Origin of the sequence: Hymenobacter sp. ISL-91 (genome assembly GCF_018613725.1) — a bacterium.
GTDB lineage: Bacteria > Bacteroidota > Bacteroidia > Cytophagales > Hymenobacteraceae > Hymenobacter.
In genome coordinates, this window is sequence record NZ_JAGGPS010000028.1 from 1 (window position 1) to 24,302 (window position 24,302).

General features: G+C 48.8%; 20 protein-coding genes. 17 read left to right on the top strand and 3 right to left on the bottom strand.

Annotation, left to right across the window (positions count from 1 at the left end):
* Positions 1 to 174: 174 nt before the first annotated feature.
* The 4 genes from J7E24_RS12105 to J7E24_RS12120 all read left to right on the top strand — a co-directional run bounded on the left by J7E24_RS12105 (position 175) and on the right by J7E24_RS12120 (position 4,924).
* Positions 175 to 1,749 (top strand): hypothetical protein, encoded by a 1,575-nt coding sequence (locus tag J7E24_RS12105; RefSeq protein WP_215138416.1) that lies wholly within the window; start codon positions 175 to 177, stop codon positions 1,747 to 1,749.
* 355 nt (positions 1,750 to 2,104) lie between these two features.
* Positions 2,105 to 3,034: a glycosyltransferase family 2 protein gene (locus J7E24_RS12110; RefSeq protein WP_215138417.1), complete on the top strand. Its 930-nt coding sequence runs from the start codon at positions 2,105 to 2,107 to the stop codon at positions 3,032 to 3,034.
* A 520-nt stretch (positions 3,035 to 3,554) separates the two neighbouring features.
* Positions 3,555 to 3,971, top strand: coding sequence for a sugar 3,4-ketoisomerase (locus J7E24_RS12115; protein WP_215138418.1), 417 nt, complete (start codon positions 3,555 to 3,557; stop codon positions 3,969 to 3,971).
* Positions 3,956 to 4,924 (top strand): hypothetical protein, encoded by a 969-nt coding sequence (locus J7E24_RS12120; protein ID WP_215138419.1) that lies wholly within the window; start codon positions 3,956 to 3,958, stop codon positions 4,922 to 4,924. Before J7E24_RS12115 ends, J7E24_RS12120 begins: the two co-directional genes overlap by 16 nt.
* A 256-nt stretch (positions 4,925 to 5,180) precedes the next feature.
* On the opposite strand, the gene J7E24_RS12125 is transcribed toward J7E24_RS12120, so the two are convergent.
* Both J7E24_RS12125 and J7E24_RS18020 read right to left on the bottom strand, forming a co-directional pair.
* Positions 5,181 to 5,594, bottom strand: coding sequence for a hypothetical protein (locus tag J7E24_RS12125; RefSeq protein WP_215138420.1), 414 nt, complete (start codon positions 5,592 to 5,594; stop codon positions 5,181 to 5,183).
* A gap of 89 nt (positions 5,595 to 5,683) precedes the next feature.
* Positions 5,684 to 6,316 carry a helix-turn-helix domain-containing protein gene (locus J7E24_RS18020; protein ID WP_215138421.1) on the bottom strand — a complete coding sequence of 211 codons (633 nt, stop codon included), beginning with the start codon at positions 6,314 to 6,316 and terminating at the stop codon, positions 5,684 to 5,686.
* A 395-nt stretch (positions 6,317 to 6,711) separates the two neighbouring features.
* On the opposite strand from J7E24_RS18020, the gene J7E24_RS12135 reads away from it, so the two are divergent.
* The 13 genes from J7E24_RS12135 (at position 6,712) to J7E24_RS12195 (ending at position 22,861) form a co-directional block, all read left to right on the top strand.
* Positions 6,712 to 7,830 (top strand): DegT/DnrJ/EryC1/StrS family aminotransferase, encoded by a 1,119-nt coding sequence (locus tag J7E24_RS12135; protein WP_215138422.1) that lies wholly within the window; start codon positions 6,712 to 6,714, stop codon positions 7,828 to 7,830.
* 303 nt (positions 7,831 to 8,133) lie between these two features.
* Entirely contained in the window at positions 8,134 to 9,045 is a 912-nt protein-coding gene (locus J7E24_RS12140; RefSeq protein ID WP_215138423.1) for a glycosyltransferase, read from the top strand.
* Positions 9,046 to 9,090: 45 nt separating this feature from the next.
* On the top strand, positions 9,091 to 10,209 hold the full coding sequence (locus J7E24_RS12145) for an acyltransferase family protein (protein ID WP_215138424.1): 1,119 nt from the start codon (positions 9,091 to 9,093) through the stop codon (positions 10,207 to 10,209).
* A gap of 127 nt (positions 10,210 to 10,336) precedes the next feature.
* Positions 10,337 to 11,500 carry an acyltransferase family protein gene (locus J7E24_RS12150; RefSeq protein WP_215138425.1) on the top strand — a complete coding sequence of 388 codons (1,164 nt, stop codon included), beginning with the start codon at positions 10,337 to 10,339 and terminating at the stop codon, positions 11,498 to 11,500.
* A gap of 506 nt (positions 11,501 to 12,006) precedes the next feature.
* Positions 12,007 to 13,788, top strand: a complete 1,782-nt coding sequence (locus J7E24_RS12155; RefSeq protein WP_215138426.1) for an ABC transporter ATP-binding protein — start codon at positions 12,007 to 12,009, stop codon at positions 13,786 to 13,788.
* A gap of 109 nt (positions 13,789 to 13,897) precedes the next feature.
* A complete protein-coding gene (locus J7E24_RS12160) occupies positions 13,898 to 14,857 on the top strand; it encodes a glycosyltransferase family 2 protein (RefSeq protein WP_215138427.1) in 960 nt (319 codons plus the stop codon).
* A gap of 170 nt (positions 14,858 to 15,027) precedes the next feature.
* A complete protein-coding gene (locus J7E24_RS12165) occupies positions 15,028 to 15,975 on the top strand; it encodes a glycosyltransferase family 2 protein (RefSeq protein ID WP_215138428.1) in 948 nt (315 codons plus the stop codon).
* A gap of 47 nt (positions 15,976 to 16,022) precedes the next feature.
* On the top strand, positions 16,023 to 16,970 hold the full coding sequence (locus J7E24_RS12170; RefSeq protein WP_215138429.1) for a glycosyltransferase: 948 nt from the start codon (positions 16,023 to 16,025) through the stop codon (positions 16,968 to 16,970).
* 127 nt (positions 16,971 to 17,097) lie between these two features.
* Positions 17,098 to 18,201, top strand: coding sequence for a glycosyltransferase family 61 protein (locus J7E24_RS12175; protein ID WP_215138430.1), 1,104 nt, complete (start codon positions 17,098 to 17,100; stop codon positions 18,199 to 18,201).
* 11 nt (positions 18,202 to 18,212) lie between these two features.
* On the top strand, positions 18,213 to 19,412 hold the full coding sequence (locus J7E24_RS12180; RefSeq protein ID WP_215138431.1) for a glycosyltransferase family 4 protein: 1,200 nt from the start codon (positions 18,213 to 18,215) through the stop codon (positions 19,410 to 19,412).
* Positions 19,413 to 19,465: 53 nt separating this feature from the next.
* Complete coding sequence (locus J7E24_RS12185) at positions 19,466 to 20,689, top strand: glycosyltransferase (protein WP_215138432.1); 1,224 nt, start codon at positions 19,466 to 19,468, stop codon at positions 20,687 to 20,689.
* A 188-nt stretch (positions 20,690 to 20,877) separates the two neighbouring features.
* A complete protein-coding gene (locus J7E24_RS12190) occupies positions 20,878 to 21,684 on the top strand; it encodes a glycosyltransferase family 25 protein (RefSeq protein WP_215138433.1) in 807 nt (268 codons plus the stop codon).
* A 34-nt stretch (positions 21,685 to 21,718) separates the two neighbouring features.
* Positions 21,719 to 22,861, top strand: a complete 1,143-nt coding sequence (locus tag J7E24_RS12195) for a glycosyltransferase family 4 protein (protein ID WP_262898875.1) — start codon at positions 21,719 to 21,721, stop codon at positions 22,859 to 22,861.
* Between the two features lie 241 nt (positions 22,862 to 23,102).
* On the opposite strand, the gene rffA is transcribed toward J7E24_RS12195, so the two are convergent.
* Positions 23,103 to 24,263: a dTDP-4-amino-4,6-dideoxygalactose transaminase gene (gene rffA / locus J7E24_RS12200; RefSeq protein ID WP_215138435.1), complete on the bottom strand. Its 1,161-nt coding sequence runs from the start codon at positions 24,261 to 24,263 to the stop codon at positions 23,103 to 23,105.
* Positions 24,264 to 24,302 lie beyond the last annotated feature (39 nt).

A 24,302-nucleotide genomic window follows, 5' to 3' on the forward strand; every position in this document is an offset into this window, starting at 1 on the left:
TCTACTTATCTAATACACGACCAAGCTGTTTAGAAAGCTCTAGAACGGCATGCCGAGCATGATACTCCCATTTTTTCAAGGAGTTTCTAAATAAATTTCCCATGTGATGACAATCAACAATCTGCATATTAAACTCATGCGGTTTCCGTTGACATCAATAATCATCCTATTCACATGATCCTTATGATGAATATATATCGAAACCCCACATTGTTCTTTACGGCTTTCATACTGCTCTTCTCTATTTGGTATACAGTCTTCCCTGATATTATTCCCTATAATGGCGGCTTTGGTTTCGAAGGTGCATTCTTCTACGAGGCAGTGGCCAAAAACTGCTATGAAGCGGTGGTAGTGCAGGGTATTAATGCTTACAGTATTCAGCGAATATTGCCGTTCGTGGTGGCTCATTACGTGTTGCGTGGACTACAACTTCCGCTTACCGATGCGGTGATTCTACAGTATTTTATGCTCTACAACGCGCTGGTCGCGGTAGCTGTTATCTACTATTGGCACCGTCTGAGCCAGTTCCTTGGGTTGGGCTTGGCTGCCGTTTGGGTGGGCTATTTGGGGCTGCTGATAAGCTGTGCCACCTTAAAGTACGATTTATATGTTCCCTTCACTTACGACCGTACTGCACTTCTGGTCGGGCTGATGAGCCTATATTATCATCTGGCCGGGCATACCATTCGTTTGTTGCTGGTGGCACTGGCTTCGCTGGCTGTCTGGCCTACGGCATTATTCTGCAACCTGCTACTGCTCTTACTGCCACCTTATTCCCAAATCCCTACTGCGGGCAACCGCAGTATAAGCAGGTTGTGGGCGCTAAGCAGTGGCTTCGGGTTCGTCGCGCTCTGCGTTTACGTTGTCTACATCAAGCGAATTCATGACGCAACAATTGCCCCTACGGCTACCGCATGGTTACCGCTTAGTATTGGTATAGCCGGGGCTTATCTAGTTATTACCCAATACGCCATAGCACGTGCATTGCTGGGTAACAGCGCGCAGTTACGCCAGATGGGGAAAGCTCTCTGGGTCCGCCGCGGGACGTGGTTAGCGGTGGGGCTTTTAGTAAGCTGTTACTTGTTGCTTACCAAGGTACTGGGTACTCAGGGCAACGAGCATCTGAACGGAAAGACCTTTTTGGTGAATATAGTGTACGGAGCCATCAACCGCCCCGCGCAGTTCCTGATTAGCCACGCCAGCTACTATGGTTTGCCGGTAGTACTAGCTTTGGTGTACTGGTGCCAAGTAGGAGGTATTATCCGGCAGCTAGGCCTTGCTGTAGGTGGGGTATTTGTACTGCTGCTGCTATTATCCGTTAACAGCGAAACCCGGCAACTCCCTAACCTATTACCGGTGCTGGTGCTGGTTACGGCGCTGCTTGTGCAACAGTTAGCTCCGCCGCCACGCGCCATTGCCTATAGCCTACTTATTGGGTTGGTCTTATCGAAAGGATGGCTGTATATCAACTGGTTTGATTCCACGTTGGGTCAACTAAATGACAAATTTCCAATCAACGTTGGGACGCCTGGAGCAGAATATGCTTGGAACTCCCCTTACCAAGCCTATTGGATGAACATTGGTCCCTGGACCAGCAACCAGTTTTTACTGATTCAAGGCATAGTGCTTTTGTTCTTGCTGGTTGTGGTGAGGCATTTATATGGAACACCACTATTAAAACAGAATAGTACAACTGCCGCACGGACAGAGCAAAAGCACTTGTTGTTTCGAAGCCGTCTAAGCCTATAACGCATTTTAAGTCAGTATACCAGCGGTGGAGATATCAACTGCGGTGTCTCCACCGCCGGTATACTGACTCTAAAGGTGCTCCAGTATGTCGTGCTGAGGCAAGTCAAGCCAACGACTATACTCAGCATTATTCTTTGATGGTTTACACTGACTTTCTAAGCAGTCTCAATAGCCCAGCCTACCAGTTGGCGACTGACGCTCAGCAAAAGGGTAAGCCAAGGCTAAGCACGGAGTGAAATGGACGCCGTACAACTTATTACCTGGTCAAGTTGCTTAAGCCATTGACTGATGGCCCATCTTTGGGCGCGTTAAGTCTTTATCAGCGGTCTGTTACCATCTTTTGCTTTTCCACAGTATGCCCAAACTTTCCGTTATTATCCCGTGCTACTTCAACGAACAAAACATTCCTGTTACTGCCCGAGAACTCATTGCCAATGAGGCCCTGTTTCCCCCAGAGGTAAGTTTCGAGTACGTATTAGTGGATGATGGCTCGGAGGACGGAACCTTAAAAGCACTGCTCGAATTCCGGGCCGCTTACCCTCACAGCGTACGAATAGTAGAGTTGGCTGGTAACGTGGGATCCTACAATGCCATCGTGGCTGGTATGGCCCAAGCCACCGGCGACTGCATGGCCATCATTACGGCCGACATGCAAGATCCGCCCGAGTTGATGGTGCAGATGTACGACTATTGGCAAAAGGGGCTTAAGCTCATTATTGGCAACCGGCAAGACCGCGAAGAAACTGGCCTCCAGCAGCTTTTTGCTAAGTTTTTTCACGCCCTAATGAAGAAAATCGCGCTACCTAATATTCCCGATGGCGGTTTCGACTTCGTATTCTTCGACCGGCAAGTAGCCGAGCATATTCTGCGCTTGCACGAGCGCAACAGTAACCTGTTTTACCTCATGGTCTGGCTGGGTTATCCGTACGTTAATATCCCTTATGTACGGCGCAAGCGCGAAATCGGAAAATCGCGCTGGACACTGAAGAAAAAGATGAAGCTGTTCATCGATTCTATTCTGGCATTCTCCTTTTTTCCGATCCGTGCCATTTCGGTGCTGGGGTTGGGGCTGGGGTTGGCTGCTTTCGGTTACGGCTTATATATTATTGGGCTACACCTGTTTGGTAGTCAAAAGCCAGAAGGCTGGTCGGCATTAATGGTGGTAATCCTGTTTGTATCTGCTTTCCAGATGACGGCCCTGGGCGTTATTGGCGAATACGTGTGGCGAGGCCTTGATGCTGCCCGTAACCGACCGCTTTATGTAGTGAAGGAGGTGTATGAGTAATCCTTGCTATGGCCAAGATAGTTTTTGAAGTAAAAGCTTCGGATTTCACTTGGTTCAATGCAGTAAAACAGAATGTTACAGAGGTTTCGTAAACCCTATGCCCTCGCCCTAACATCCCAGGGCTAAAGCCCTGGGCTACGGAGTAGATAGAAAAGTATGCGATTCGCAAAACCGCTATGTACTGGCTGCGAAGCGCCTTGCTAGTAACTATAGCGTCGGGTAGCTGAACGGCTCCCACGAGTACTGCCAAGGATTTATATTCAGCGGCGAGGCATGGTGGACTTACGGACATCTTGTTTTCGCAAAGCATGGTACTTTTATGAACTTATGATAGTCCGCCACCTTAGGAGGCAACTATATAGCAGTTGACTATATCTTTCTACTTCCGTAATTGAAGCTAGCAGCGGCGTTAGGGTTCACAGCAACTGCGCGTGGCCTAAAGCCGATGATTACGAGTGATACGCTACTTTTGCTACGCCCGCTATGAGGGCTGCCTGTAGCTGTACTTGTTCGCCGATTTATGTCTGAATACCCTAATCCGTACCTGATTAAGTTTCCTAAGCTGGGAGAGCCGGGTATTGGCTACATTTCCGTCACCGAGCAGAGCCAGCTGGTTCCCTTTGAAGTACGCCGGATTTTCTGGACTTACTACACGCCCGAAAGCATTGTGCGCGGCCGCCACGCCCACCATCGTACCGAGCAGGTTTTGGTTGCCGGCGCCGGCCGCATTACGGTGACGACTGAGCTGGCTGATGGTACAATTGAGCTATTCCGGCTCGAAGACCCCCACGTTGGTCTCTACGTACCACCTCACGCTTGGCATACAATGCAGTATTCGCACTCCGCGGTACAATTGGTACTGGCCTCAGCGGTGTACGAAGAGAGTGATTATATCCGCGAACACGATGAATTTAAGCGGATATGGACCCCGAAGTAATAACCATTCCCTCAGCCCAGTGGATAAAATCCCGCGCTGATGTACTGTTCCGGTATTCCCCCACGCATTTTCTGCGGCATCTACCCACGGAGCCCCAGCAGCAACGGTACGGCACCGGGGTGGCAGCCACCTTTGGCGTTGGGGTGGGGCAGCAGGTGTTAACAGCGGCCGATGGCCGCAGCCAGTGGCTGCTGGAGCATTTACCCTGGGATACAGAATTTTTTGGTACCGATACCTACCGCCTGTTTACGGGGCTGTTCGATGCCGACGTCCTGCCATCTGCGCTGGCGTTGGCGGCCCAGGAGCTGCGCGCGACGCTGGCTGCCCGTGGGCCGTACTATGCTTTCAGTGTAGTGCCAGCCGAAGACACCGCATTGCTACAGGCCCTGACCGCCGGCGGCTGGCGACTTGTTGAAACCCGACTCAATTTCCACTGCCCCGTGGCCGAGGCTACGCTGCCCGCGCCTGCATCGGTGCGCCTGGCTCACGCCCACGAGGCGGCCCACATTGGCCGCATTTCGGCCGCAACTCGCAATGAATTCGACCGATTTCACGCCGACCCCTGGTTTGGCGAGGCCCGGGCCGATGCGCTACTGGCCCGCTATGCCGAAGCTGCTACCGAGGGTTCTTACGCCGACGCCATGTTGGTGCCTGATGTGCCGGGCCTACCCATCGATTCGTTTTTGGCTATCGGTGACACGGCTGCGGAAGCTGGAATACCAGGTAGCGGTTTGTCGCGGGTGTTGCTGACCGCCGTAGGGCCCACTAACCGAGGCTGGCACCTGAAGCTCGTGGCCGAAACCGTGCGTCGGGCTGCCGCGCTATCCTTACCCCAAGTGCTGATGACTACGCAGGCTACCAACGGGGCCGTGTTCCGCACATGCGAGAAGCTGGGTTTCCGATTGGGCAGCACGAGCCATGTATTAGCGTGCCACGGTGACTTCAACCGGTAGCCTTTTCCAAAATCTACTCGCGTACCGGGTTAAAACGTGAGAACAGCCTTGAGGTAGTTTAATTTGACGACCCAGAGCTGGGTAATATTCTCCATCTCTGGTGACGGCTTGAAACTGAAGAGCTCATTTATTACCTATGCGTAACCGTTAGCACTGCTGCGTTCCATTACCGCAAGCAATTACCTGAAATGAGCTCCACAAAAAAACTGTCCGCCCTGGAGTAATCCGGGCCGGACAGTTTTGTTTGGAATAGCCTCTACAAGCTGGCTTTGCGGGCAGTTATGGCTGCTATGAAAGCCTCGACTTCTGTTACCTGCGCCTCGGTTTCGGCCAGGTCACGCTCGCGGGTGAGCAGTGCTACGGGTCCGCGGGCCTCCTGCTTATCTGTGAGCCGGGCCCGCCGGTAGGTGGCGGTGCGCAAATCGATTTCGTTGTTTTTGCGCGCCTTGGTTCCTTCGGCCAGCGTCGGAATGACGGAGGTTAGGGCCTGAATCTCGGCGTCGAGGCTTACCAGCGTTGCTTGGGTTTCGCTGGTTGCCTCACTGGTTGAGTCACGAGCGTAATCCAGGTTGGAAGCCCGGTGCCGGAGCGCCTTCAGGTCGCTCTCGGCGTCGACCAGCAGCTTGTCGCAATCGGCCGCGGTGGTTAGTGCACTTACGGTGTAAGCCATAGAATAAGGGGAAAGAGGTGGAAGATGAAGTACACTCCCTGAACGCCCCGGATTTATTCGTTATTGTTTGACCTGTTACGGCCCGGCAATTATTTACCCGGCAGTGGGTTAGCGCCGCTTAATCCCGTCAGTAGCTTTTCCAGTGCCCTGGCCTCTGCCGCCAAAAATTGGATGCGAAGCATCAGCAGCTGCCGCTCCGCCACGGTGGCTGGCGCCAACGCATCGGCGGCCATAGTCGCCCACTCCCGTAACAGTCGGTCGCGCCGTATTGCGGCCTCATCGGGGGCTTTAGTCGGTGGCTCCGGTGTAGTAGCTGGCAGAGCCTGCCAGCGCAGGGCCAATTCGGCCTGCTTCTCCGACTGGTCGAGCCGTTGCTGGAGGTTCGCCAGTTGCCAGCGGCACTTAGCCCAGCGCCTTAAAAGGGGCTTTTCCGCCGGAGGTAGAGCCGTTTGCTTGTTAACCGCTTCTATGTTTGCCCCGCCGACCAAATCTGGCAGTGGTAGTAGCGCTGCCAACCTCCGTAGCAAGCAGGCTGCCTCAGCCCGCAAAGGCCGTCGCCCCGCTTCCACGTGTGCCACCTGCCCCCGCGAAACGCCCAGATAGTCTGCCAGCTGCTCCTGCGTCAAGCCCAGATAAGCGCGAACGGCCGCGGCTAAAGTGTTTGAGGGAATGGCTTTCTGTGGCATCGTGCCCTTAAAACGAGTTGCCGGTTTTCGTAGCATTCCCAAATGGAAATATTTTGAATGCTACAAAAAGACAAGAGAAAAATTATCCCTAATCAGTTTGTAGGACTTTGGCCATTGTCAGGCGAGCAACTGCTTAGCCCAGGTTGCGGAGTAGGAGCTGGCTTTTGTTTCTGGTGTGCAACTTGAGCTACTTAGGCTCGCCACCAAAAACCATAGGCACTTTCGGGGTAGGCTTAACAGCAAATTATAATTATTCAGACTCTAACAGTTTTATTCAACGGCGGGCGGGCAAAGCACCGTGCCCTGCTGCGCAGTGGTAACAGCCACAACTTAAGAATGCCGCCAGAATGAGTGTTAACGCTCTGTATTCGGCTTACCAAGATTAGCACCTATCTTTGCGTCTTAATTTTAGCCGTTGTCCGTTGTCTAATATGAGCGTTCCGTTTCTCTCTTTCTCTCCCCAGCACGACCCTATTCGCTCCGAGGTGCTGGCCGCTATTGCCGACGTATACGACAAGCAATGGTACGTACTGGGCGAGCAGGTGAAAAGCTTTGAAACCGAGTATAGCGCCTTCAACCAGGTTGCCCATACCATAGGCGTAGCTAATGGGCTCGATGCGCTGCATCTGGCCCTGTTGGCGCTCAATGTGCAGCCCGGCGACGAGGTTATTGTACCCAGCAATACCTATATCGCCACCTGGCTGGCCGTGTCGTACGTGGGCGGCGTGCCCGTGCCCGTCGAGCCCAACTCGCAGACCTATAACCTTGATCCGGCCCGCCTCGAAGCAGCCATTACACCCCGTACCAAGGGCATTATGCCCGTGCACCTGTACGGGCAGGCCTGCGAAATGGGCCCGATTATGCAGGTTGCGAAAAAGCATGGCCTATGGGTGGTGGAAGACAACGCCCAGGCCCAGGGCGCGGCCTGGGAGGGCGGCCTGACGGGCACCTTCGGCAACGCGAACGGCACAAGCTTCTATCCGGGTAAAAACCTGGGCGCGCTGGGTGATGCCGGAGCCGTAACGACCAATGACGAAGGGCTGGCAACCAAAATCCGGACCCTGCGCAACTACGGCTCGCAGCAGAAATACTACAACGAAGTAATCGGCCAGAACTCACGTCTCGACGAGCTGCAGGCCGCTGTGCTGCGGGTGAAACTCCAGCACCTGCCCTCCTGGACGGCCCAGCGCCAGCAGGTTGCCGCCTGGTACGATCAGCACCTGGCGGGCCTGGGCGATTTGGTGTTGCCGGCCGTAGCAGCCGGGGCTACCCACGTGTATCACCTCTACATCGTGCGCACGGCCCGGCGCGAGGCGTTGCAACAGCACCTGACGGCGCAAGGCATTGGTACGCTCATCCACTACCCCGTGCCCCCGCACCGGCAGCAGGCCTATGCACACTTGGCTATGGCTGCCAGTAGTTTCCCCATTGCCGAAGAAATTGCGAATACTGCCCTCAGCCTGCCCATGTGGCCGGGCATGAATGAGGAGCATGTAGCTGCTGTTGCGGCTACGGTGCGCGGGTTTTATTTTAATAATTCTAAAGGATGAGTTTAGAGGAAGAATAATTTGATTCGGTGTAATAATACGGATTGCACATTATAGGTGAAGTTTATAATGTGCAATCCGTATTATTATAACACTGCAAAAAAAACACGATTTGTGAAATACTGTTCTTTTTGTATTAACTATATTGATATTGAATAATTGCGATTAAATACAAGAAATTAATTTGGACTCGATTAAACTAGCAAAGTACGAACCGGATAATTGTTATTTAGATAAATAACTATTTTATCTGTTCTTCTTCTTGATTTCTTAAATGCCATGTCTTTGCCACTTGTTAGCATTTGTATGTCCTCATACAATAATGCTCATTACATTGTCGATACTTTAGATAGTATCGCTAAGCAAGATTACCAAAATATAGAGCTTATTGTTGTTGATGATTGCTCTACTGATAACTCAGTGTCAATTATTGATTTATGGTTTAGTAAGAATGATATCAGGTATAAATTTATCAAAAACGAAAAAAATCTTGGACTATGTAAAGTGACTAATTTATTGATTGAAAATAGTTTAGGTGAATATGTATCGATAATTGCATCGGATGACTTAATGATTTTTGATAAAATAAGTCGGCAAGTATCAATAATGCAGAATGAATCAGCTGATGTAGGTGGACTATATAGTGATGCATATCTAGTTGATAATTCAGGTGACATTCTCTTCGGTAGATTTATTCAATGGCACAGGCATTTTTTTAAAATACCTGAAGGTTATATATTTGAGGAACTTCTTGAGGGTAATTTTATCCCAATTATGAGTATGTTATGGAGGAAAAAATGTTTTGAAGTATGTGGCAGATTTGACGAAGAGCTAGCTTATGAAGACTACGATATGCTGCTCAGAGTTTCATTGAAATTTAAATTCGTTTTTTCAAATTATCCCTCTGTAAAATACCGTGTGCATGATGCAAATATGCATAAATCACTGCAAGGTATTTCTGGAGTTGAATCTAATTTCGCTATATTCTACAAACATATTGGTATTGAGAATGGTAAATACGATGAAATTATTAGAATAAAATTATTGGCTTATTTGGTTAGAATGTATGATTTGAAATCACTTAAAATAGAGAAATATTATAAGAAATATCGTCTATATTTCTCTCGTGAAATTCCTTTGGAAATAGCTTTATCATCAGGACTGTCATATTATTATTTAACGCGGATTAAGCGTATTTTTGGTAAATTTATAAATTAAGTTTGGTGTAATTTAATTGCGCTTTTTTTGTGCTTAAGAATAAGCTTGTTCATTCAAGCCTATAATTGGTATTTTGATTTTGCTATTCAATCTTTAACAATTAGAAAGCCAGCTTTGAGCCACATCAATAATTTTGATTTTCTCCGACTCTTCTTTGCCTTGGCAGTGTTGGTGACCCATTCATACCCACTTATTGGTATGAGAGAAGAAGACTTGCTGTTCCAATTCAGCCATGGACAAGCCTCACTGTCGCACACTGGAGTACAGGGATTTCTGATTATCAGCGGTTTCCTTATTGCTAAAAGCCTCTTCCGTAGCCAGGGTTTGCTTGATTACTATTACAAGCGTGCTCTGCGGGTTTTCCCTGGCTTATGGGCTATGCTAGGTATTACGCTAATAGTATGCTTTTTTTTTAGCGGAAAAACGCTGCTGGGCTACCTCACACACTATTCTACTCGTGACTACGCTATCTATAATGCTCTGCTGAAAACGCAGTATATCATAGATGGTGTATTTAGTAACAACCCTTATCCTGATGCCGTGAATGGGTCTTTGTGGACGATTCCGTATGAATTTTTCTTCTATATCGTATTGTCCGTCTGCTTCTTCATCCGTACGCATACCCGCTTGTTGCGCTGGGTTTTTGCCGGGCTGTTCATTGGACTGGCAAGCCTCTACTTAACTGCCACACCGTCTTTAAAAGCATTTCAATTGCCTTTCTGGCCATTGCAGGGACAACACCTAGCTGAGTTGGGCGCATTCTTTATCAGTGGCGCAATCTGGGCCTTAGTGCCGATGCCTACCGTGAAGATTCGCCGTCTATTGGCGCTGGTTGCAGCCGTTGCATGGGTGACCAGCCTTTTACTTGGTGGGTATAGCTACGTGCAATTTGTAGCCCTTCCCGTGCTGGTTATCAGTTTTGGTACGCTAAATACGCCCATGCTCTCGTGGGTCCGCAACTACGGCGATTTTTCTTATGGGATTTACCTGTACGGCTTTTTCGTCCAGCAAACGCTTATGGCCTTATTTCAACTTTCGCTGCTCGAGCTGATGACTGCCTCCATCGTTGTCACATACGGCTGCGGTGCGCTCTCGTGGCACCTTATTGAAAAACAGGCATTGCGTTTCAAGCTCCGGATGCAACCATCATCCCCAAGTTTGTAGTGTTGTCTTAAGTATACTTCTGGTTCGGATTGATAATCAAGCAACTACATAATATGTAAAAAAGTGGAAAACAGCTTCGACTATTATTTGAAATCTTGCGCAAGAACTAATTCTTTTGCTCTATTTAATGATTAATCAATCCACGAAGGCCTACTTCCCAGCCTTAACTGGTATAAGGGCCGTAGCTGCCTACCTAGTATTTATACATCATTTCAATCCATTCGAAGGTTTTGCTAACAACTATAGTATTGAAATTGGCAAAGCAATTGTCGATCAACTACATATAGGCGTTAGCATATTTTTTGTTCTTTCAGGCTTTCTAATTGCCTTTCGCTATGTTGATCGGATCGAGCCTACAATCACTTGGGCAAAGAAATACATGATTAATCGCTTCGCCCGCATTTATCCTCTATTCTTTATTCTAACATTAATTACTTTTATCGTAATGCCAATTCGGGACGTACACCCGGATTATGAGTGGAATGCAACAACTACCTCAATCGACAAGGTAATATCGGTATTTGCAAATTTTACGCTGACTCGTGCTTTCTTCAAAAACCTGCTCTTCATCGGAGTGCCAACTGCTTGGTCGCTGACAGTTGAAGAGTGCTTTTATCTCTCTGCGCCTTTCATTCTCATATTCGTGCGTAAGCGTCCGACCCGCTTAGTCTTAGTTGCATTATTACTACTTAGTAGCGGCTTCTTACTCACGTTCATGTCTACGCTCACGGACTTATACGGCTCATTCATGAGGCCAGTCACGTTCGTTTTGGGATACACCTATTTTGGGCGATGTGTAGAATTTATGATGGGTATCGGCCTTGCTCTTTGGATTCGTAAGCGTGGGAATGGACCAGCAAAAAGCGGTACGACACTAATAGGTGTTCTTTTTATTGTTGTATGCTTGGTATTTATGGTAATGACCAATTGGGGATATCAAATTGCCGACAATTTGCCATTGTCATTTAGTACTTTAATGATTAATAACTTAATATTACCTCTAGGAGTCTTTGTCTTATTTCATGGCTTATTGCATGAGGAAACGTGGTTTCGACGTCTATTAAGTACTCCTCTTTTTAATATACTAGGAAAAAGCTCTTATGCCTTCTATCTAATTCATCTTGGCCTATTTAGTGATTTGGTAACTCAACTGATAGGAGGAAATGTACTTGTTTTATTTTTGCTGTCAAATATTGCATCAATTCTACTTTATAAGCTTGTAGAGCACCCATTTCATACAGCCATATTGCGACGCTTCAAAAGCCAGCATGTGCTAAACCCCCAGCAGTAACCTTATAAGGATAGAATAAATCCTCTACATCGGTCAACCACTCAGCGGTAGGCATCATACTTATTTTCGTGATTAGTTTATTTTAAATAAATCTTAATGTGAGCATTAGCTGTCTCCGCCTAAGTTTTTAAGTGGTTGTTATTAAAGATGTCGCAACGTCATGGGCGGAGATAGCCTAATGTCAGCGGAACTAGGCCACCTCAGTTCGAACTTATGGGCGCTAACACGACCTATCCCTACTCCGGCTCGAGATGCATATTATGCTAGGAATACCTGCTGTAGTCTGCATATGTTGGTAGCAGAGCTATTAAGCCTGTCTCGGCCGACGGCCAACTGATGCTTACCAAGCGCTGCCTAAGTGTCACTAAGGGTAAGACACCGGGCTCTTACCAACCTGTGTAACGCGGATTAATCACTTACCTTTGCGGTGGCAAGCAATGTGCCCCAGGCTTTCGCTGCGGGTGTGATTGTTGATGCCTACTTCTTGTTGGTTGCGCTATTAAAGTATGACAGTTAAAGCTGAGAAAGGAATCATAGGCCGTAGTATCGGCAGCATTCGATACTACCTTACCCGTTCCCAGAAAGTAAAAACAGTCTGGATGTTTGTCCTGTCGCTGGTCGCCTCCGTGTTGGATGTGGCAGGCCTGGCCTCCCTGATTCCGGTGATGCTGGTGGCCGCGGAGCCAGGCGGGGTACTCAAGAACAAGTATTTCGCTTATGTGTATCACCTGCTCAACTTTCAGGCGGAGCGCAACTTCCTGTTGTTTCTGATTGCGGCGCTGCTGGTATTTTTCCTCCTGAAAAATCTGTTCTCTGTCTGGGTCAACTACATGCAGACCAAGCTCACGGCCGAGATAGGGGTCACCATCACGGAAAGCCAGTTAGCCAAGTATCTGAATTTCCCTTTCTGGAACTTCAACGATTTAGGCTCGGTGGGCCTGATCAATAGTGTGCTCAATATCCCGGCGGGCTACGTTGCCGGAATACTGCGACCCTTGATAGTGGTTTCTTCGGAGCTGATTATTATTGCGGTTATCGTTATTAGTATTCTCCTGTACAAACCTTTGCTAATCGGGCTGTTGGCACTAATTCTGGGCCCAACCATGCTGCTTACCTACCGCTTTTTACGGGTCCGTTCCCAAGAGGTAGGCCACAACCTGAACAGGCTACGTCCTACCTCGTTCGCTATCAGCAACAACCTGTTCACGGGCTTCGTTGAATTGAAGCTGGCGAACAAGCAGGACAAGCTACGTGATGAGCTGATAAGCAATCAGCGCGACATTCAGGGGCTCGAAGCTACGGCCTACCTCTACGGGCTATTACCGTTGCGCATTATCGAGATGGTGGCCATCATGGGCGTACTGATCATCTTTCTGTATTCTATCCTGCTGCCTAACGCCACTGGTAATCTGATTACGCTGGTAGGGCTGTTCGCCGCGGCGGCCTACCGGCTCATGCCTTCCATCAACCGGATACTGACAGGACTGGTAACGCTGAAGCAATACCAGTACACGGTGGAAAACCTGGAGCTGTACCGGGACGAGGAATACCGCGAACCTTCGCACCCCGAACAATTGCCGTTGAATTTTGAGCACAGCCTGGCATTCGAGCACGTTTCTTTCAGCTTTCCCAACACCACTGTGCCCGCACTGCGCGATATGAGCCTCACTATCGGCAAAGGCGAGAAGGTGGGATTCGTGGGCAGCTCTGGTTCGGGTAAAACCACGCTCATGAACGTGCTGCTGCGATTCTACCGGGAGCAGAGTGGTCAGATTTCCGTGGATGGCCAACCGCTTACTCCCCAGTACCTGCACGCCTGGCATGAGCTTATTGGTTACGTAAAGCAGGATACTTTCCTGATGGAAGGATCCATCAGGGATAACATCACGCTGGGTGATGAGCAGGTAGATCAGCAACGGTTGCTCTATGCGTTGGAACAGGCGTCGCTGCAAGAGTTTATTGCCAGCTTACCTGCTGGTGTCGACACTCCGATTGGGGAGCGTGGCTCCAAGCTTTCGGGCGGGCAACGGCAGCGCATCGGTATTGCGCGCGCCATGTACAAGCGGGCCCAAGTGCTGATTCTGGACGAAGCAACCAGTGCATTAGACAATGAAACCGAACGGGAGGTGAGCGAAGCCATCAACAAGCTGTCGCATACCGATATTACGATTCTCATTGTCGCGCATCGCATCACCACGCTCCGTGATTGCGACCGTATTTATGAGTTGAAAGAGGGAAAAGTGTGGGCCGAGCATCAGTATGCAGAATTGGTGCAGAAGTTTATTTAGCTGGCATTTGTCAACGCTAGCTCTTGCTTACTATAGCTATACAGGCCCTATTGTACCAGTATTTAGCAGAACATTAGCCAGCAACTAGTTACCTGCTCAACCTAGAAAGATGGTGGACCGTCCTACAGTTTCCGTTCTGGTACCCAACTACAACCACGAGAGATATTTGGCGGCCCGAATAGATTCAATCATAAATCAGACTTATACTGATTTTGAGTTGATCCTGATGGACGACTGCTCAACTGATGCGAGCCGGGCCATTCTTGCTCAATACACTATTGACCCTCGCGTTCAACTAGCATTCAACGAAAAGAATAGTGGTAGCACCTTTCAGCAATGGAAGAAGGGAATTGCCTTGGCCAGGGGTAAATATTTGTGGATAGCAGAAAGTGACGATTATGCTGATTCGTTCTTCCTGGAGACGCTGGTGCCAATTCTTGAGAAGGACGATGCTATCGGCTTAGCATACAGTAATTCTATAATAGTGGATGATGAGAGTCATGTTACAGGAAACATGATAGACTGGAAAAGGGAGTTCTTTAATTCAGATCGTTGGGAGAGGTCTTTCATCAACGATGGAGTAGCTGAAATCGAAAGCTACTTAGGCAGCACCTGTACTATTAATAACGCAAGTGCCGTGCTATTTCGCAAAGAAGCATTGCTAAGCATCGGGGACGTGGACACCAGCTTCCGCTATGCCGGTGACTGGCTCACATACTTGAAAGTGGCGATGAAGTACCAAATTGCATACTCGTCAGCTCCATTGAACTTCTATCGCAACCACTCGCAGAATGTTAGCAAACAGGCAGAAGAAAATAGTGCACTACTTCTGGAGCGCGTTCTTTGTCTTGGCTTCATCTATGAGAGGGCAGACTCGGCAACTCACCAGCAACAGCGGCTGGAACAAGCTGCTAATGAATATGCTACTATTATCTACCGTTGCACCCGCACCTATTGGGAGCCGATGCTGCTAGCTAAATACATGAAACGGCTATTCTTATGGTCGCCACTATTCGCAGTTAGGCTTCACGCACAGCTTGCCTTACGAATGATTAAAGGTAGCAATTAGGTTGCTAAGCCGCTGATAAAACTACCGAGGAATTTTTCCAAATTAAATATAAAATCAGCAATTATAGTACGAACCACTCCTACCTTTCACTTATAGCATTTGCTATGCTGTCAAGCACAGGTTATACTATAAATCACAAGATTGGTTCACCGTATAAATGAGGATTTAATATGTGTATTTCCATCGTAATACCCTCTACAGGCAAACGAGTAGGGATACTGATAGATACGATAAATTCAGCCTTAGCTTCTCTTGGTAGCGTATCAGGAGAAGTAATTGTTGTTAAAAACAAATCTAAGGTTATTAATATTATTGATTCAAGGCTTAAATTAATCGATGTAGATTTCAATAATGTTTCAGCTAGTCGCAATTTAGGTGCTAAATTAGCTGCCAATGACCTGCTATGTTTTATAGATGACGACATGCTTCTCTCGGTAGCTAATATCCGTCGGTTTCAAATGGTTGAAGCTAACACATTTGTGCCGTATGTAGTATCAGCAGTGTGGGAGCATTCACCTCGCGTACAAGAGCTAAAAGAAACTACGTTTCTAGGATATATGTTGGGTAAACAATTACCCAACGATTCGTTCAAAACACGTTACGAAGCTGCTTCAATAGTAGAAGACTGGCAGGATGAAGCAGTCTTTCAAAGTGCTATGACGACAATGTTCTGGGAAGCCTGCTTCTCAATGCGCCGTGTTGACTACTTACGGATCGGTGGTATGAATGAGCAGTTTGACTTTGGCAGCGAAGGTGTAGACTTTTTGAAACGAATACTAGGCGCCAAGATTAGTTACTTTGTAGACCCTACCAATGTCTTGCTACATAATGAATGGGATAAATTCAATGATTGGCAAATTCCAGAGCAGCGGTGGCGTATAGAAGCTAAATTAGTCAACGAAGGCAAGAACCGACTGGCGCCTTCAAATCGTAACTACTGCTATAAGTTGTTCTATGGAGTCACCGTTTACGCATTTTTAGAGCCATTGAGAGACCTGTTAAGCAAAGCATCCAGTAAAAGGCAATCTTCATCTTTGTACTTCAGATTATTCAATGTTTACTCAACTGCAATTTATTGGCACGAAATACGCTGGAACACTATCAGGCAGACCCTTTAATAGTGGGTGCATTTGTACTCACATCAATATAGTAAAACAGTGATGCTTTGGATGCTACTGAGATGATTCACCCCGTAGTTAGTATAGGTATTGGTTCTTATAACAATGAATTGTATATAGAAGAACTGCTGGATAGCATAAGATTGCAAAGTTACTCTGCTATCGAGTTGATTGTAATTGATGACTGCTCCACTGATAACTCAGTTACTGTTATAGAGAAATGGATTGCGAAAACTGGTTACCCGGTAATTTTTATAAAGCGCGAAAAGAACCAGGGCTTAGTTCGTACATACAGCGCTTGCACCCAGTTAGCTACCGGCGACTACGTATCGTTGGTAGGTTCTGATGACATATTAGATCCTGATTTTGTCGCTGCAACGGTAGCGGAATTTAATCGCCGAGGACCTAGATGTGGAGGCATATACACTGATTGTCGGCTAATAGATGCACAAGGGGTAGAAATTGCTCCTAGCTTTATGCGTTACTTTAACCCTAGCTACGCCGAGAGCCCGCCGGAGGGGAATTTAATTGTAGCTTTACTAAGAGGCCTATACCTGCCGACTGTCACCACTACGGTGCGACGGGAGGCATTGATTGCCGTCGGCCCTCATGATGAAAGTCTCTTCTCCGAAGACTTGGATATGTGGCTGCGGATCTCACGCTTGTTTGATTTTGCCTATATGTCGGGTAATTTTGGGGCTTATCGTGTACATCGCCTCTCTGCGGTGCATACCAATAGGTCAGCGCTTAACGAAACCTATTTTAAAATTTACCGCAAAGGCTATTTTGAGGGACCAGATGAGTGGGCTGCTGCCCGCTATAATTTAGCTAATCATGCGGAGCATTATTATGCGAGTGGCGGAAGATACGCCTCAATAAACCTTTTATTTGCGTTCAAAGAGACTAAGATAATGAAACTAGCTTTATTCTACTTGCTTTCAATTATGCGAATTAAGTACAGCTCATTTATTGGTTTGATTAAGCGCTTTCACTAATTTATTTCATAACATGGATGGGTCTTATATCCTGTTGAAAGTAAAACGCTAGTCATGTTTGTTTGAGCAATTGTTTAGCTGGTAAGCGGGGCAATGGTTTGTATGATTCAATCAATAAGTTTATACAATGAAAAAATTTCTCTTAAATCGTTTTAAGAATTTGGTAGAGGTTTTGGAAACCAAGATTCCTATTGATTACTTGCCGCAGAGCGAATGGGAAAAATATTATATGCACTCTGAGTCGGTAACGCACCTATACTCCAATCAAGGCTTGGATAGTACTCCAGGTATAGTGAAAGAATATTTCGAAAAATGTCAAACAGAATGGCGGTTTGATAAATTTTATTTTATTTATAACGAAACCTGTACTGTCGAGCCTATATCAGGGTGGGTAGTGAATAAAAAGATGCAATTTATTCCTCAATCTCTTTGGAATAATTACGTTAATAATATTAAGCCCTCTTATTTAAGATTTAAACTATCTAATAGGAAAAAGGTTTATTTAGAGTCGGCTATAATTCTGAGCTATGCTTGGAATAATTATTGGCATTTCTATAACGATATATTAGGTCAATTGAAGATTGCAAACGATTTTAAAGTTCCTCTTAGTGTTCCTATTGTTGTTAATTGTGGGTTAGAAAATGCAAATTATTTCAAGCAGATTGTTAAGGAGTCAAAAATATTTAATGAAAGGAAGTGGATATTTCAGGAAAAAGATACTGAAATAGTTTGTGAATCAGTTCATCTGTTCAATACGTTTTGGGCACATAAGGAAAATTTTGACTATGTTGTAAATTCAATTGGCTTGGGTGCTGTAAGTACTTCCTCGAATAGAAGAATATTTATCTCCAGGAAGTCTGCGCGAGGTAGGAACATAACGAATATAGCTGAAGTTAAGCGTGTGCTAAATAATTTCAATTTTGAAATAGTTGAATGCGACGATATGACTGTGCAACAGCAAGCGGATTTATTTTCTAATTCGCTATATGTTATTGGTATTCATGGAGCAGGGCTAACTAATATTGTTTATAGACGAGGCAAAGAAATGTCCTTGTTAGAAATATTTTCAAAAGATTTTTTTAATCCTCCCTACTTTTGGATGTGTCAGCAATATGGTTATTCTTATCATAGTATGGTAGCAGGCGGATCTGATACCCCAGACGATCCTAATGGGAATTTTTCAATTAGTATTGATGAGCTAGAAAGAAGAATAGCCCATATGATACAGTGAGTTTAGTTCGTATGAAAGTTCTCATAGTCCTAGAGGATATCCGCACTGGAGGTGCCCAGACATTTGCTTTGCGGTTAGCGGAAGCTTTACATTCAACAGGACACACTGTGTGTTTGTATAATCAATACGCCCACTTGAAGAACCAGGCTCTGCTGCAACAGTTAGCGCCCAGCGTGCCTGTTGTTTCCTTTGGTGCAGAGTCACCGCTACTCGATGTGATGCTGCGAAAAGCGGCTGGATTAGGGCGTCGGCTGGGGCGGCCGAGTTGGTTGTGGGAGAAGCAGATGATTCGGCACCTTCGGCAGACGATCAAGCGGCTCGGTCCAGATATAGTAAATAGTCATACCATTAAGGCTGACTACGCAGCGGCCAAGGCACTACAAGGGCTGAGCATTCCGCTGGTGGTTACTATGCACGGTTGCTACGAGTTGTTTCTACACAAGGCTGATGCGCCAGAAGTGGCACCTAAAGGCAAGTTTGCGCTACAGCAGGCCTCGGCTTTGGTTTATCTAACCGGCAAGAATCTGGAGATTTTTGAGCAGCCTGGTGTCCGGCCCCTGGGTTCATTACTTAACCAGAAGATTTACAATGGCTTCGATGGGCAGTTGTCTGCCGACAAGTCGAATTATAGCCGGGCAGCACTGGGAATTCCAGCCAACGCCTCGGTATTCGGTATGGTCGCCCGCGGTATTCCCGAGAAGGGCTGGGGCCACGCCGTAAATTCGTTTTTGGCTCTTGAAACAGCTCATCCAGAGCTACACCTGGTATTGGTAGGGGAAAGTGACTACCTCACAGAACTGCACAAGCAACATCCGCATCCCCGCCTGCACTTCACCGGCTTCTCGCACAATCCCATCGACTGGGTGGATATGTTTGATGTTGGTTTACTACCCAGCTATTTTCACGCCGAGAGTTTACCCAATTCCATTGCTGAATACCTATCGTGCGGCAAGCCGGTTATTGCCAGCCGGATTGGTGAAGTACCAGCTATGCTGGAGTCAGAAGCGGGCTTGGCGGGCGTAGTGCTGGATCAGGCCAATTGGCAGTTAACTGACCCTGGTCAACTCACTGAGGCCATACGGGATTACCTTACCCAGCCCGCTCTGCTAGCCGAACATCAGCGGCGGGCAACTCTGGCATTCGAAAAATTCCGCATGATTCATTGCTTGGGGGCATATGAAGAGCTATTTCGACAGGCTCGTACCATTTAAAAAGAATTCGTATGAGCTCTACAAACTCGGCCAAGTCTCTACCCAACCTGCTGATGCTGATTCCGAACTTAGGTTTAGGCGGTGCTCAGCGCGTTTTTCACGACCATAGTGTAGGGCTAGCCAAACATTACGCCGTTACTGAAGCTGTATTCAATCTGGAGGGCGGTGACTTGTACCCCAGTGGTAACCCGGTAGTGAGTCTTAACGTGCAGGGGGGGGGAGGCCTGTTAGCCAAGGTGCAAAACTTCAGGCGGCGCATCGGCGGGTTGCGGCAATTGCGCGAGCGACTCCAGCCCGCCGTAGTTATCAGCCACTTGGAAGGGGCCGATTATGTGAACCTGCTGAGCGGCGGCCCTGGTAAAACTATCCTCTGCGTGCATGGCTCCAAATTGCACGACGCCAACATTCGGGGCCCGGTGGGCTGGCTGCGTAAGAAAGTGCTCATCCCCAAGCTTTACAATCGGGCCGACAAAATCGTGACCGTAAGCCGGGATATTAATCCGGAATTGATTGAAGGTTTTGGCGTAAAGCCGGAGAAGCTGATAACGATTAACAACTTTTTCGAAGTAGCCCAGATTGAGCAGAAGGCTCAGGAGCTACTTTCGACGGCGGAGCAGGCCGTCTATGATTCGGCTCCTATACTTGTAACATCAGGGCGTCTCACTATTCAGAAGAACCAAGCCCCGCTGCTCGACGCTTTTGCGGCACTTATAAAGCGCCGGTCGGCCAAGCTGGTGTTCGTTGGCGACGGCGAATTGCGTGACGAGTTGACAGTGCACGCTCGGCAACTGGGCCTGCGCGTTTATGAGGCATGGAACCGGGACGCCAAACTTACGCCCGAATACGACGTGTATTTTCTGGGGCTTCAGCAGAATCCGTTCAAATATATCCGGCCCGCGGCTCTGTTCGTGTTTCCTTCGGCCTGGGAGGGTTTTCCGATGGCACTAGGCGAGGCTATGATTTGCGCGGTTCCCGTCGTGACCACTGATTGTCCTACCGGACCGCGCGAAATGTTAGCTCCTAGTACCGCTACTCCTAAAGAGGCCATACGGCAGGCTGAACTCGCTGAGTTCGGTATGTTGATGCCTATGCTCAACCAGCCCGCTAGCTTGGCTAGTGACCAGCAGGTATGGACGGAAACCTTACACCAGCTGCTTGATGACGCGGCCGGGCGTGAACGACTGGGCCGACTTGCCGCACAACGTATGCAGGATTTCACTCGGGAGAGGATTTTCAGTCAATGGGTAACCCTATTGGAAGAGGTACTCACCAAGTAGGTGGTTATAGCAGTTTCGTGAACGATGTAGACTTGGTAAGCCACTACATAGCCTAGGAGTTTAGCCCTGGGGCATCAGGTAGAATCGGTCTGAACACACCGTTCACGAAACCGCTATAGAGGAAATTTTAGTATAAAAAATCAACCATCCGATTGTTTTCTCTTTTCTACTAGTCGCTTTCACCTTCGATGAGAACATTTGTAATCAGTCTTCAGCGCTCAATAGAACGCCGCAAGTTTATCCAGCAGCAGTTAGACAAGCTTAGTTTACCCTTTGAGTTTTTTGACGCGGTGGATGGCCGGGCCATGACTGAACAATATATAGAAGAAAACACTAATATCGTATTAGTGCGTCAAGAAATAAACTTTCTTAATCGTGGCGCTATCGGATGCGCCCTTAGTCATTATGGCATTTATAAAAAAATGGTAGAAGAGGGTATTGAAGTTGCGCTGATTATGGAAGATGACGTGATAATATCCCCATCATTAAAAGGTATTTTGCGACGGGTTAAAGATACCATAACAACAGAGGATTTAATAATGCTGTATTTTCAATCTAAGAACCCCGTTGAAATTACTGCTCAGAAAGCCGTTGACATGTCTGACGGCCATAAATTACAATATATGATAAAGTATGGATGGGTAGGCGCTGCTGGTGCATATATACTAACGAAAAGTGTAGCGCAACGGATGATGCAGATCATACATCCGATCCATACTGTAGCTGATTCATGGACTACGTTTAAGCAGGAAAGAGCATTTAATTATTTTCGGTGTGTATTACCATTTCCAGTTCGTCCTGCTGGACTGAAAAGCGAGATTGACTATCTTAAAGAAGGCTCACTGTATGCTAGATTGGCAAATGCCATTGATAAGTATAAATTTCCAGTGCTCAAGCAAGTTCTAGGTGCAAAACGGAAAAGGTCATTGCGTAAGATGCAGAACTATTTATTAGTGGACGAAGATCCATTCAAAACGCAAATTTTCTCTATTTGAAAACCTGCTAAAATTGATTAATCGATGCTTTTATATGAAAGAAAATCATCAATCTGTTCCCATTATTTTGATTGTAGATAATTCCCGGGCCCTTACGGGAGCTTTACACGCTATTTTACATACCTGCCAAGCTTTGTCGTCAGAGTATTCATTTAAATTTGTACTGCCGGCTGGTAGTCAAGCACGTGCTACGCTAGCGCACAGGGGGTACGCGACGTACGAAATACCATTCATTGAGATTAGTCGCCGCCCCAAAGATTTGCTGCTATATGTACCCATGCTGCTGCTTAACGGCTGGCGGCTGGCGGCGCTGGTGCGGCGGGAGCGGGCAGCCGCCGTGCACATGAATGACTTCTATAACCTGACGGGCGTAATAGCGCGGCTGCTGACCGGGCGGCCGCTGATTACGCACGTGCGGTTCCTGCCGCATACGCAGCTGCAGCCGCTGGCCCGCACCTGGCGCTGGGTGGCGGAGCACCTGGCCCAGCGGGTCGTCTGCGTGTCGGAGGCAGTGTACTCGTATTTTCGGCCGCTGCCCCAGGTACAGGTCGTTTTCGACCCGATTCCCGAGGGCGAAAAGTACCCGCCCACCGACCTGGCTCCGCGGCCCGACGGTACCGTGCGGTTGTTGTTTCTGGGCAACTACATTATGGGCAAGGGGCAGAACTTCGCCGTGGAAGCCTTTAAAGCGGCTTATGCGCAGCAGCCCAACCTGCGCCTGCACTTCGCGGGTGGCGACATGGGCCTGGAGAAAAACCGGGCCTACCGTCGGCAGCTCGAAGCCACAGTGGCGGCGGCCGGCTTAACACAGGTGGTGACCTTCGGCAGCTTCGTGCAGGATGTGGAAGCGGCTATCAAGCAGGCCGACATCGTACTGAATTTCTCCGAATCGGAGTCCTTTTCGCTCACCTGCCTCGATGCGCTGTACTTCGGTACGCCCCTTATTGCCACCGACTGCGGCGGGCCGGCCGAGCTGTTCGAGTCGGGCCGCTCGGGCCTGCTGGTGCCCAACCGCGACGTGCCCGCCATGACCCAGGCGCTGCTTCGGCTAGCTGCTGATGCGGAGCTGCGCCGGGAGTTTGCGGCGGCCGGCCGGGAGTTCGTGCGCCATAAGTTCCGGGCGGCGGCTACATATGAGCAGCTCGGGAAGCTGTATAGCGAAGTGCTGAAAAAGTGAGGTGCAGTTGCCGGTATAGCTTGCCCGCTACTGTTCTTCAGAAAAGTTATCTGAGTTAAAGTCGTTTTCGAGTTCGTGTGGCGGCTGTAGAGACGCGATGAGTCGCGTCTCGGCGTTGAATGAGCCGCGCGTTGCGGCCTAAACAACGTCAGCAACGCCGAGACGCGATGGGTCGCGTCTCTACAGCCCGTACTACGGCAACCTGAAATTTGCGGTGGATTAGCTTGATTGTCAGCAGTGACTAATCAGCCGCATAAAAACTCCTTATACCTGCCACTACCCGTTCCTGCTGTTCGGATTGCAAGTCATGGTAGAGCGGCAGGCGCAGTAGCGTCTGGCCAAAACGGACGGCGTGGGGGAGGGGGCGGCCGTCGTGGCGGGCGGCGAAGTAAGGGCTGGCGTGCAGGGGCAGGTAGTGAAAAACGGCCAGAATATGCTGGCGGCGCAGGTGCGCCAGCAGGGTGTCGCGCTCCTTCTCGTCGCTACAAAGCAAGGCAAACAGGTGCCAGTTGGGCCAGGTGTCGGCGGGTGAGGGGGGCAGCAGCCCGAAAGCCCCGGCCGCAGCCAGCGGGGCCAAGGCTGCTTCATATTGCTCCCATAGTTGCTGCCGCCGCTGCTGGATAGCATGACGGGCTTCGAGCTGGGCCCATAGGTAGGCGGCGTTCAGCTCGGAAGGTAAAAAGGAAGAGCCTATGTCCACCCACTCGTAGCGGGCGGCCTCGCCGCGGGCGAAGGCGGCGCGGTTGGTCCCCTTCTCCCAGATGATTTCAGCGCGGGTCGCCAGCCGTGGATCGTTGACGGCCAGCAGGCCCCCTTCGCCCGCACTCAGATTCTTGGTTTCATGGAAGGAGAAAGCGGCCAGATGACCGAAGGTGCCCAATGGACGGCCCTGGTAGCTGGCTTCAATGCCCTGAGCGGCGTCTTCCACCACCCACAAATTGTGGCGCTCGGCCAGTGCCAGCAGGGCTGCCATATCGCAGGCCTGGCCACCATAATGCACGGGCACAATAGCGCGGGTACGGGGCGTGATGAGGGGTTCAAGCTGCACAACATTCAGATTGGGATGATCGGGGCAACTGTCGGCAAACACGATGCGGGCCCCACGCAACACAAATGCGTTGGCCGTGGAAGTAAAGGTGTAGCTGGGTACAATAACCTCGTCGCCGGGCTGGATATCGAGTAGCAGGGCCGCCATTTCCAGCGCCGCAGTGCCACTGGTTGTGAGCAAAGCCTTCGCAATACCGTACTGCTGCTCGAAAAACTGCTGGCAGCGGCGGGTGAATTCGCCGTTGCCCGAGAGCTTGCCGGCGGCGGCCGCCTGCCGGATATATTCGAGCTCCGGCCCGGCTAAGTGCGGGTGGTTGAAGGGAATAAAATCTGCGGGCAGGGGCGAGGGCAGCATGGGGGTAAGGGGGCTAGCTCAAAGATACCAGTCGGTGCC